Source organism: Acinetobacter sp. ATCC 27244 (assembly GCF_000156555.1).
Taxonomy (GTDB): Bacteria; Pseudomonadota; Gammaproteobacteria; order Pseudomonadales; family Moraxellaceae; genus Acinetobacter; species Acinetobacter haemolyticus.
On the sequence record NZ_GG665956.1, the window covers coordinates 45,931 to 56,992 of the forward strand.

Here is an 11,062-nt window from a genome sequence, read left to right on the forward strand (position 1 = left end):
CACCATCAATCCCTTCGAAATGAACCTGATTGAATGGTGGTTCATAAAGTTGTGCCGCATTCAATACTCCATTTTGAGTCAGATGATCAATCATCATTTCAACAAAACGAATCTGTTTTTCGTTATAGGTTGAGCCTTGCAAGTACTTAGAGAAAGCTTCTTGTACCGCCTGACGATCAAGTCCAACCAAAGAGCGGATAAAAAGAGGTAACGACTTTTCTGTCCCAAAGCATTCTTCAAACTTATCTCGACTTTCTACTTCCTGAGCTTCAAAAACAAAACGCTCCAACTCGCTTAAATCTGTTGGTGTCAAAGCTAAACCACGCTTTAACTTTGCGATGGTAATGTGGTTTTCATTGGCTTTAATAAAGCTTTCAACTCGCTTACGGTACTGTGCTAGGTTTACGCCACTTGAAACGACTGGTATATCGACTGCTTGCATTTCTCCAATTTCATCATCAAGCATGGAATAGACAATGGTCGAGGTCGATTTTTCTATAAGTTTGACCAAACCGCGAATACGTTTACGCATCGCCTCTAACATTGGCAAGGTAATGCCTTTCCAATATTCAACGGTTTGAATGTCTTGAATCAGCGCAATCTGTTCTGCAACCACAGGAATATTTTCTTTGCTTTCTAGCTTTGAAGCGATTTCAATGACTTTATTGGCATAACTTTGAATCGCTGTATTGTTCTTTTCCAATACTGCCAACTCAAGGTTGTAGCAAAGCATATCAAACAGTTTGGCCTCTAAGGTTTCAGGCTCAAGTTGGTTTGGTAATTTAGAAATGTGTTCTCGTAATGTATCGACGGCAAGATCATCTAAGTTGTTCCAAGCATCATCATTTTTGAAATGTTCAACATGCTCAAGTTCAGATTTCACAATGAAATTCTCATTGTTCATGGACTTCACTTCAGTCTGTAAACTTTGACGTATATCTTGCTGTACAGCTTTCAGCTCTTCGGTGTCATCGTCCTTTGCATTCAGTAAACTCAGGATATTTAAACGTGCTTTAAACAAACGTTGTCCGAGTGGCTCTGTGGTCGATACAGGCGCACCATCTGGATTTTCATTGAAGTATTCAAAGTTGGAGCAATAATCGAAAATAAAGAATTCTTTTTTATCTTTTTCAGGGCTAAACAATTCTTTGCAGAGGCGTGTACCACGTCCAATCATCTGCATAAATTTCACTTTAGAGCGAACTGCTTTAAAGAACACGAGATTGACCACTTCAGGCACATCAATCCCTGTATCGAGCATATCCACTGAAATCGCAATCTGTGGCTCAGCTAAATCTTTCTTGCTAAAGTCATCAATCAGGCTTTGTGGATACTTGGTTGCATGGGTAATGACACGGGCAAACTTGCCATCATATTGCGGATAGTTTTCATTGAAGCGATCTGCGATAAACTGGGCATGTTTTTGATTGACGGCAAAGATAATGGTTTTACCCAGACGATCACCGCCTTCGGTTTTAATACCATTTTCCATCAAGTGCTTGAGCATTAAATCAATCGTGCCTGTATTAAACAGCTCTTTATTGATTTTGGATGCTGAAACTTCTTCGGGTGCTTCTTCATTGCCCCAATTTAGACTATCCCAATGTTGTTTTTCTTCTTCGGAAAGTTCGTCATATTTCACGCCTTCACGCATGAATTTAAGCGGGACAGAATAGGCTTTAGGTGGCACAAGATAACCATCGGCAATGGCTTGATCTAAATCATAGTAATCGGTTGGGACACCGCTTTCTAAGCCAAACAGTGCGTATGTATCACGGTCAACTTCATCTCGTGGCGTTGCAGTTAAACCAACAAGCAAACTATCGAAGTATTTAAAAATCTCGCCAAATTTTTGGTAAACGCTACGGTGTGCTTCATCAATAATAATCAGGTCGAACATGCCTGTACCGAATTGTCGTGTACCGTCTGCATTTTTTTCGTCAATTAAGCCTATCATAGTTTGATAGGTCGAGAAATACACTCGACCAACCTGATTTTTATCCTCAAGTAAATTGACGAATGAAGCATCTTTTAAATTGGCTTTAAAGGCGTTGTGCGCTTGATTGACCAGTGAAGTACGGTCTGCAAGGAATAAGGCTTTTTGCACCACATTGGCTTTCATCAGCACATCGACCAGTGCAATGGCGGTACGGGTTTTACCTGTGCCTGTTGCCATAATCAGTAAGCCTGCACGTTCTTTACGTTGATAGGCTGCAAGCATGGCTTTGATGGCACGAGTTTGGTAGTAACGCTCGACTATTTCTGCATTGATCGGGAAACTACTCAAATCAGGGTTGTTCTTACGTCTTTCAATCAGACGTTTGAGTTCTGCTTGCGTATAAAAGCCGTGAACTAAGCGTGGTGGACCACCTTGCACATCATTCCAGATTCGGGTTTTGTAGCCATTGGTATAGAAAATGACAGGGCGTTGTCCTGTTTGTTGCTCTAAACAGTCTGCATAGAGCTTGGCTTGCTGCTGACCAATATCTGGGTCGGTTGATGTGCGTTTGGCTTCAACCACAGCCAAAGGCAAGCCATTGGCATCATACAGCACATAATCCACTGCACCTTTACCCGATGGACTCGGCATACCTGTAACAGCAACTTCTTCTCGAACCGATGTGCCAATTTCCCAACCTGCTTCTTCAAGCAAGAGGTCAATTTTAAGTTTTCGAGTTTCGTCTTCTTTATAGTCGGTATGGTCTTCAATTTTGCTGTTGGCAATTTTGGCTTGTTCAACGTCTGCACGTTTTTGTGCAAGTTTAGCATCTATATTTGCAAGTAATTTTTCACGCTCTTCTAAACTTGCGGACAGTTCAAATAGTTTTTGTTCACGTTCCCGTAAAGCTTTATGTTGTTCAGCAAACTGTTTTTCTTTAGCTTCTGTTTCTTTTTGCAGTTGTTCTTGGTTGACGGTGATTTGCTGAGTATTGTCAGCATTTGGTATTAGTTTTGGGTTAAATAAAATCGACTGAGAACGGTCTTTGGACGGTGAGCCATAGTTTCGTTCAAACCAAACATACATCAGAAATAAATGGCTAATGTGTTTAACGGTTTCTTCTGTTGTGAGCTGCTTGAACTTTTTCCCATGTACGGCACTGTTACCGACCATGCGGATGTTGTCCATTTTGTCCCAAATATAGGGTGGAATCAGGTCTTTAAATTTGAGGTCGTTGAGTAAGTTATGTAGTGACGGGTCATAAGGTTGGGTCAGTTTTTTATCGTATTGATACAGCCATAGCACAAGGTTTTCAAGCGAAGTACGAGCCGCAGCAAGGGCAAATTGTGGGGATATATACACGAGCTTTTCAGCTTCTTTAGCAGTGGCTGCCAAGCTTTTAAATTCAGGTTCTAAAAACTGAAAATTGCTCATCTTAACCCCACAGTACTTTCTAATTTCAAAATTTTATTTCTATTTTTTCAATATATCTTAAGAATTCAAATAATTTCAATAAGATTTTAATCGCAAAAATTTAATCCAAAGTAAAATTATATCTTTGAAATAGCTGTAACCATGAACTGGACTGAACACCAATTAGTGCGCAAATATCTGGAATTTTGATTTGTTCCTTTCTTCTTGCTCTAGCATTAAAAGCATCCCAATCAGCCCCAATAAATCCAATCTCGCCAGTAACAACAAAACCGCTGGTATTATATTTTTGAGCTGTTGCAATCAAGTCAACATCAGGTTCATCTTTAGTTGCGTGAGCTGATCCTGCCGCAAATGGATAAGCCAACAATTTTGTTCGAATATTGAGGATACGACTTCCCACTTCATCTCTATCAATAATGATCACTCTAAAACGAGTGAGAAAATTATCTAAGATACTTTCATCAAATGCAAAGAAAGCACATTTTGATCGAGTCTCTTCTAATATCGAAGAACACGCACAAAACTTAATTGTTGTTGTCAATGTAAGGTCATCTAACATTTCCCAAAGTTTTGGGAAAGTTTGTTCTGGATATACTCGAAAGCAAATGTCTAGCAGAGCATTTGTGTCTAAGCTTAAATAAATCATCTACATATACACCTGTCTCTGCACATCTTGTAATGTAGTTGGTTTATATGTTGGCTTAATCCCCAAAATATCTTTTGCTGTAGTTGCTGAAATTGTATTGTGTGACATGGCTGCAATCACAGTTTGTACAAAATATCGACCAAAATGGCTGATAATTCGAGTTGAAGCAGGGATTTTTGCTTCACCAGATTGCTTTTTAGCAATTTTAATTTGGTCAAGTTGTCTTAAATAATCTCTGAGTTGTTGATCAGAAATATATCCCGCTAGTTTTAATTGAATTGCAATCGCTGGGCGGCTCGCTTTAGCTTTAGAGCGAACTTTTAACACCAATTCTTCTACAGTCATATCAGACTGATAACAACTTTCCAATAATTCAAATGGTGCAATAACATGACCTGCAACAGTGTCACAGTAGCGTTCCGTTTGATTATTGGTATTGATTGCATTTATTTTTCCATCAAATACACTTTGGCGTAGTCCTAAATGAACTAATTCATGCATGATGGTGAACAAACGTCTTTCAGCGGCTTGTCCTGTACTCAAAACAACTATCACAGGAACAACATCAAACCACAAACAAAAACCATCTGAACCAAAAGGTTCTTTGCTTGATTTTTCAATGACTAAAATATCTTTAGCTTCAAAAATACTGCGCCAAGCAGAGTAATAGTCATTATGTTTTACTGCTCGTTTTTGGTGGTTCAGATTAAAATAATCAGAAATAATTTTTGCATCTTCAACGGCATCATCACCTGAAAGCATTAAATTAAAATCGAGAGGCTCTTCACCCATTGTTTCTAAAACATAGAGATAGTCATTTCTTGCTTTAATAGCTTCTCGAAGAACGGCTTGATAAGCATAAGAACTGTTAAATACATCTTCCATATTACGATGATCAACAATCGTTGGAATCTCAGGGATGTATTCCAATTCACTATTGGTCAGATATACGCTTGGAACAAAAAGCACTTTAGCGATCTGTTCCAACTCACTTAGCTTGAGAATAGGAGTGGCATCCTTGAGTAAGGTGTAAACTTTTTCTGTTGTCAACCCTGATTTTTTTGCGAGTTCATTCGCAGATAGGTTTCCTATCTGTTGCATATAGCGTTGAATCGCTATGGGCGAATGTTGGACAAAATCAGTCATCTTTTTACTCATGTTCTCATAGAAGCATTGTAATCAAAAAAGATGACCGATGCATTTGCTTTGTTGTATCGGCAATAGCTCCATTCATAATGTTCCGTTAAATGCATGGTTTTGTAATGATTGAAATAGATTGTTTACTTGATTTTTCGAATTTTCCAATTCAGTTTTCATCTTATTAATTTCTTCAGAAATGAGAAAAAATTTGTTCTGAATTTCAATGCTTGGCGCAATTAATGGTATTGATCCTACAATGGTTTTATTCAGATTTGCCATGGTTTGACCTTGTGACACGTTTTCCAAATATCTTTTTATTGAATCTGAAGATAACAACATTTCTAAGAAAAATGGGTTAATTTTCTCTACGTTAGGTCTAAGAAAAAGACTTCCTGTTCCACATAACCAACCCACTTCGTTTTGAGTTACTACAGCACATCTTCCCATTTCACCTCGACGACCTAATAAAACATCATGCAATTTGAGATGATATTGACTCAATTCACCATACTTCAATTGGCTTACTGATAATTTAAGATTTGGAACAATTTTTCCATTCTTGATATGCGATGGATTGATTAAAGGAATTCCATTCTCAATGTAATCTTCTTGATGTAATTGAGTTCCGAAAGGACCAATTTGAATTAAATCGACTTGTTCTGAAAGTTTTTTAACCTCGAAACCTTTAGGATTACTGACAGGATCGCCAAACATATCAATAAATGTGGCTTGTAAAAGCTGATCTAACTTTTCAATCGCTTGTTGACGTTTCTGGCGCAACACATCCGCTTGATCTAAAATAGACGCAATTCGGCGTTGTTCGGAAAGTGGTGGAAGTGGGATTTCTAAATCATCTAAATGCTCATTCTTTAGATTATTAATGTTTGCACCAGCAGCTAAATTAGAAATTATTTGACGATACTGTTGTGTCTGAAAATAGTTAGCAAAATATCTTGGGTCAACTAATTCAGTATTTGGGCGAAGTATCTTACAAAATGCACCAAATCCTGCATTGATGTCTTCTTTTGCCGAAGCAGCCTTACCAACTAAACTAATACTTCCACTCGATGCAGCAATAATTACATCACCTGCCAAAATTCTTTGTTTTTTTGAAATTTTACTTTCGGGAACATAAACAAAATCTTCTAAAATCAGACCTTGTTCTTGAATATTGTTAGCTCTTAAAACAGGCAAATAACCTTCTTGCATATTTGAAACAGCATCACTTTTTGAATAAGAAACACCACGAATTTGAGTAGAAATATTTCCAATTTTCACAATTTGAGTCATTATTTCAACAACTCCTTAAGCGTAGCCATCCCTTTTAAAATATCCTGCTCAAGAACTTCTAAATCCGCCAAAATTTTACTTGGTGTTTCATATTCCACTTGCTCATACACCACTTCCTTATAACGGTTAATCGACAAATCATAACCATTGGCAGCAATATCGGCTTTATCCACCATAAAGCTTTGCTCTGTGGCTTTACGGTCTTTTTCACCCTCTAAGTTTTTAAAACGAGCAATAAGGTCAGGAATGTTGTTATTTTCATGCTTAGAGGCATCTAGCTCGTTACGCTTATCATCTAGCGAATAACCATCCGCCTGCATATCGTAGAACCAAACTTTGTCCGTACCGCCCGACATGGTTTTAGTAAAAATCATAATGGCAGTCGAAACCCCTGCATAAGGCTTAAACACACCTGATGGCATTGAAATAATGGCTTCAAGCTTTTGCTCTTCTACAATCTTTTGACGTAAAGCTTTATGTGCAGTTGATGAACCAAATAACACGCCATCAGGCACAATTACCGCAGCACGACCGCCAGTTTTTAACAAACGTAAGAACAAGGCTAAAAACAGTAATTCAGTCTTTTTAGTTTTGACTACGGCTTGAATATTCTTGGCACAGCTTTCATTGTCCAAACTGCCTGCAAATGGCGGATTGGCTAAAATCAAACTATATTTTTCCGCAATATGTGAATGCGTTTCACTCAAAGAATCACGGTTTTCAATTCGTGGGTTTTCAACACCGTGTAGCATCATGTTCATCGAACCAATACGAAGCATGGTGCTATCAAAATCATAACCAAAGAAGGTTTCTTCACTAAAACGCTTTGCAGCTGCAGGATTGGCAAAAATCTCAGTGCTGTAATGATCATTTAAATATTCACTTGCAGCGACTAAAAAGCCTGCTGTACCACAAGCAGGGTCACAAATGGTATCGGTCGGTCTAGGTTTCATCAGCTCCACAATCATCTTGATGATATGGCGAGGCGTACGGAACTGACCATTTTGACCTGCTGAGGCAATTTTACCGAGCATGTACTCGTAAATATCACCCTTTGTATCTTTATCATCCATTGGCACATCGGCAACCAAATCCACCACTTTGGTTAAAAGTGCAGGCGTAGGAATGGTAAAACGGGCATCTTTCATGTGGTGGCTATAGGTGGTTTCGTCTTCTGCACCTAAGTTTTTAATGAAAGGAAAGACTTCATTGGCAACGGTATTATATAAAGTTGCAGCATCGCCTAAAGTAATAAACTTTGACCAACGAAGATGATCTTGCTCAGGCGTGAAAATTGGATGTTCTACAGCAGTTTTTAAGCGGTTAGCTTTCTTTTCTTTGGTGATCTGAATTTCATCCAGTCGGCGAATAAACAGCAAATAAGTCATTTGCTCCATGACTTCTAAAGGATTGGAAATACCGCCACTCCAAAATGCATTCCAAATCTGGTCAATTTTGCTTTTAATTTCGCCTGTAATCACGTAGATGACTCTCAAATTTCTTTGTGCTTATTGTGTTGGATTTAAAGAGTAAAATCTATGGGGAAATAAAGCAATGCGACAAGATTAGGCGTTGGTACTATGGCAATAATTCTTTAGCATTGATTTCTAATGCCGATGCAATTTCATATAATTTTTCAACAGTGAAATTAACCTCTCCACGTTCAATGCGCCCCATATAACTACGATCAATACCACACTGTAATGCAAGAGCTTCTTGCGTGATGCTTCTTTGTGTTCTTCTATTGCGAATTAATTGACCAATTACGTTGGATAATTCTGACATTTGAAACTAACTGCTCAATAAACAGAATTATCACCAATTGAGGACTATATATCCACGGACTATAATCCTCTTTTACATAAAGGACAGCCCGTCATGAGAAAAACCGTAAATTTACCTTTATACGATGAGTTTATGGATATTTTTGCAAATCATGAAATTAAGAATTGGCAAGCCAAGCATTTCTGGGAAAAAATGGGCATGAGTAAAAATTCCAAGGTTGAACAACATCGACGACTCATGTATGTCGGGTTAAGAATTCTAGTAAAATGCCATTATTTAGAAGTTGATGTATCTCAATCTACAAGAAGGGTCTTTAGCTATAAGGAGACACATTGATTAGATAATCTAAGAGAAAAATTTAAAAAACAAAAACTTGAGAAAGTATTTTTAGCAAAAAAGACAGAGTTCTTAGGGCAAATTAAAGATAAAGAGAACAATATAAATTTTATTCAGACTCTCTTGGCAGATGACAAAACATTAGAAAAATACTTTATTGTGCATCAGCAGCAATTGGAAAATGACATTAGAAGTATCAATTCCAACATCAAATTCATGGAAGATGTTTTAAATTAGGTGCAGCTTTAATAAGAGTGTTGGATTGTGAGACATATCATAAGATTAATGAGCTTTACTTTTAAGCAACTTTGCTTTGGTATGTTCGATCTATTTGTGATGTCTGGTCAGTTTAAAAAGATTTTAGCTGGTCAGATCTATAAGAGAATCAGTGGTCAATTAAAAGAGAATATGCAGGAATGGTGTTTTTTATTTAATCTCTAATGGAAATCTATCTACAGAGACTAAAAATGCAATACAAAGTAATCAGTGTAGAATTTCCGACCAAACACACACTATAGCGCGACAATCTATGACTTGTACTTATTTATCCACAATTTTTTAAATTTGAAATTCAACTCATCTCTAGAATATCATTTTGATTATGTAACAAATTCAAGTGATAGTCATGAGCAATCCTCAAATCATCGAAATTAAGAATCATCTCAGGCGTGAGTTATTCTCAGATGTTTATTCGATTTCACTCATAGAACCTTCTATAGATATGTCTATTTCTGTAGCTATCGAAAAAGTTTCAGCAGGTTTTCCCTCCCCAGCTCAGGATTATATCGATAAAAAAATCGATATGAATGAGCACTTGATTAGTAACGAGTGCGCAACATTTATTGTCAAAGTTGGTTCACTCTCTATGAAGAATGCTGGTATTGATATTGATGATGAGTTGATTGTAGATCGCAGTCTTGATGCTAAACACGATGATATTGTAGTCGCTCTTATCGATAATGACTTCACTGTAAAAAGACTAAAAATAGAACAACATAGAACTTGGCTAAAAGCTGAAAATCCTGATTATGATGACATTCATCTTAAAGATGGGCAGCAGTTGATCATATGGGGGGTTGTTACTTTCATTCTAAAAAAAGCAAGAAAGTGATGAAGCACGAAAACAAAGTATTTGCATTAGTTGATGTTAACAACTGTTATGTCAGCTGTGAGCGTATGTTCAATCCAAGCCTGATTGATAAACCAGTTATTGTTTTGAGTAACAATGATGGATGTGCTGTTGCTAGATCGAATGAAGCTAAAGCACTTGGAATCAAAATGGGTGTTCCCCTTTTCCAAATCAAAGATATTGTTCAGAAACATAATGTTCAGGTGCTTTCGAGTAATTATGCTTTATATGCTGAGATGTCACGGCGGTTTCATAAGATTCTAGGTCAATACGTCACTGAATCAGAACAAGAGATTTATTCTATTGATGAGTGTTTCTTAGACCTCTCTGCTTACTATAAAAATTATGATTTAACTAAATATGGTCAAGACATGCGGCAGAAGATTTTGAAATGGATTGGTCTACCTGTATGCGTGGGAATAGGTAAATCAAAAACTGAAGCGAAAATTGCTAATCACATTGCCAAGAAGAATCCAAGCTTTAACGGTGTTTGTGATCTAGTGAACATGGATCTGTGCAATAAAGAATATTATCTCGCTCAGATAGAAGTCTCTGAAGTTTGGGGTGTTGGACGTAAGCATTCAAAAAAGCTACAAACAATGAATATTAATACTGTCTTAGATCTCGCAAGTGCAGATCCACGTGAGATGCAAAAACGATTTTCAATCGTGATGGCAAGAACAGTTGCTGAACTACAGGGAATTTCATGCATTGAAATTGAACATACACCACCAAGCAAAAAGCAGATTGTTGCCAGCCGTTCGTTTGGATCACGCGTAACTGAACTGACGGACTTAAAAGAAGCTATCTCAATGTATGCCCAAGATGCATGCTCTCGATTAAGAAGTGAAGACTTACTCTGCGGTACAATTATTGCTTTTGTGCAATCCAACCCTTTCGACCCTAATGTGCCTTTTTATAATCAGTCAGTCAGTTATACATTTCCTGAGCCTACCGACTTTGCACCTGAATTGGCCAAAGCAGCAACATTAATGCTGAATCATATCTACAAAGCAGGAATCAAATATAAAAAGTGCGGTGTAGTTTTAACGTGCCTTGAACCAAAGAATGGCCATACATATGATCTACTGACTGATTTTGAAGAGATTGAAAAGAAAGAAAGGCTGATGAAAGCTATGGAATGTGTTCACCAAAAGTTTGGAAAGAAGAAGATTGGAATTGGACCATGTTTTGTGCCTAATCGAAACTGGACTATGAGTAGAGACAAGTTGAGTAAGAATCCATTTAAGTGGGATGAGCTTTTAACGATCAACTAAGTTAATAGATATCGATCACTCACCAAATGTAGGATAAAATTTCTTTAGATCATTTATAAGTTTTTCTTTCGAACTTTCATCATAAA

Annotated in this window: 8 protein-coding genes and 1 pseudogene; 3 read left to right on the plus strand and 6 right to left on the minus strand. The window is 37.4% G+C overall.

Annotated elements, in window-relative coordinates; genetic code table 11:
- The 6 genes from HMPREF0023_RS09185 to HMPREF0023_RS09210 all read right to left on the minus strand — a co-directional run.
- Nucleotides 1-3,373 (minus strand): DEAD/DEAH box helicase family protein (locus HMPREF0023_RS09185; RefSeq protein ID WP_008941931.1); only part of this gene is annotated, 3,373 nt, incomplete at its 3' end.
- A 100-nt stretch (nt 3,374-3,473) separates the two neighbouring features.
- A complete protein-coding gene (locus tag HMPREF0023_RS09190) occupies nt 3,474-4,019 on the minus strand; it encodes a DUF4411 family protein (protein WP_008941932.1) in 546 nt (181 codons plus the stop codon).
- Nucleotides 4,020-5,165, minus strand: a complete 1,146-nt coding sequence (locus HMPREF0023_RS09195; protein WP_017395925.1) for an ImmA/IrrE family metallo-endopeptidase — start codon at nt 5,163-5,165, stop codon at nt 4,020-4,022.
- A gap of 84 nt (nt 5,166-5,249) precedes the next feature.
- On the minus strand, nt 5,250-6,449 hold the full coding sequence (locus HMPREF0023_RS09200; RefSeq protein WP_008941934.1) for a restriction endonuclease subunit S: 1,200 nt from the start codon (nt 6,447-6,449) through the stop codon (nt 5,250-5,252).
- Nucleotides 6,449-7,930: a type I restriction-modification system subunit M gene (locus HMPREF0023_RS09205; RefSeq protein WP_008941935.1), complete on the minus strand. Its 1,482-nt coding sequence runs from the start codon at nt 7,928-7,930 to the stop codon at nt 6,449-6,451. Before HMPREF0023_RS09205 ends, HMPREF0023_RS09200 begins: the two co-directional genes overlap by 1 nt.
- Nucleotides 7,931-8,027: 97 nt before the next feature.
- The gene (locus HMPREF0023_RS09210) at nt 8,028-8,234 is read right to left on the minus strand and encodes a helix-turn-helix domain-containing protein (RefSeq protein ID WP_008941936.1); all 207 of its coding nucleotides are present in this window, start codon (nt 8,232-8,234) and stop codon (nt 8,028-8,030) included.
- 93 nt (nt 8,235-8,327) lie between these two features.
- Here HMPREF0023_RS09210 and HMPREF0023_RS16920 point away from each other — a divergent pair.
- From HMPREF0023_RS16920 to HMPREF0023_RS09225, 3 genes and pseudogenes are all read left to right on the plus strand, one after another.
- Nucleotides 8,328-8,807: pseudogene (locus tag HMPREF0023_RS16920) on the plus strand (hypothetical protein).
- Nucleotides 8,808-9,195: 388 nt separating this feature from the next.
- Nucleotides 9,196-9,681, plus strand: coding sequence for a LexA family protein (locus tag HMPREF0023_RS09220; RefSeq protein ID WP_008941939.1), 486 nt, complete (start codon nt 9,196-9,198; stop codon nt 9,679-9,681).
- Nucleotides 9,681-10,976 (plus strand): Y-family DNA polymerase, encoded by a 1,296-nt coding sequence (locus HMPREF0023_RS09225; protein WP_008941940.1) that lies wholly within the window; start codon nt 9,681-9,683, stop codon nt 10,974-10,976. The genes HMPREF0023_RS09220 and HMPREF0023_RS09225 overlap by 1 nt, the downstream gene beginning before the upstream one ends.
- Nucleotides 10,977-11,062: the final 86 nt, after the last annotated feature.

Coding starts and splice junctions, on each gene's coding strand:
- HMPREF0023_RS09190 (WP_008941932.1), bottom strand. CDS start 4,019: ATGATTTATTTAAGCTTAGACACAAATGCTCTGCTAGACATTTGCTTT.
- HMPREF0023_RS09195 (WP_017395925.1), bottom strand. CDS start 5,165: ATGACTGATTTTGTCCAACATTCGCCCATAGCGATTCAACGCTATATG.
- HMPREF0023_RS09200 (WP_008941934.1), bottom strand. CDS start 6,449: ATGACTCAAATTGTGAAAATTGGAAATATTTCTACTCAAATTCGTGGT.
- HMPREF0023_RS09210 (WP_008941936.1), bottom strand. CDS start 8,234: ATGTCAGAATTATCCAACGTAATTGGTCAATTAATTCGCAATAGAAGA.
- HMPREF0023_RS09220 (WP_008941939.1), top strand. CDS start 9,196: ATGAGCAATCCTCAAATCATCGAAATTAAGAATCATCTCAGGCGTGAG.
- HMPREF0023_RS09225 (WP_008941940.1), top strand. CDS start 9,681: ATGAAGCACGAAAACAAAGTATTTGCATTAGTTGATGTTAACAACTGT.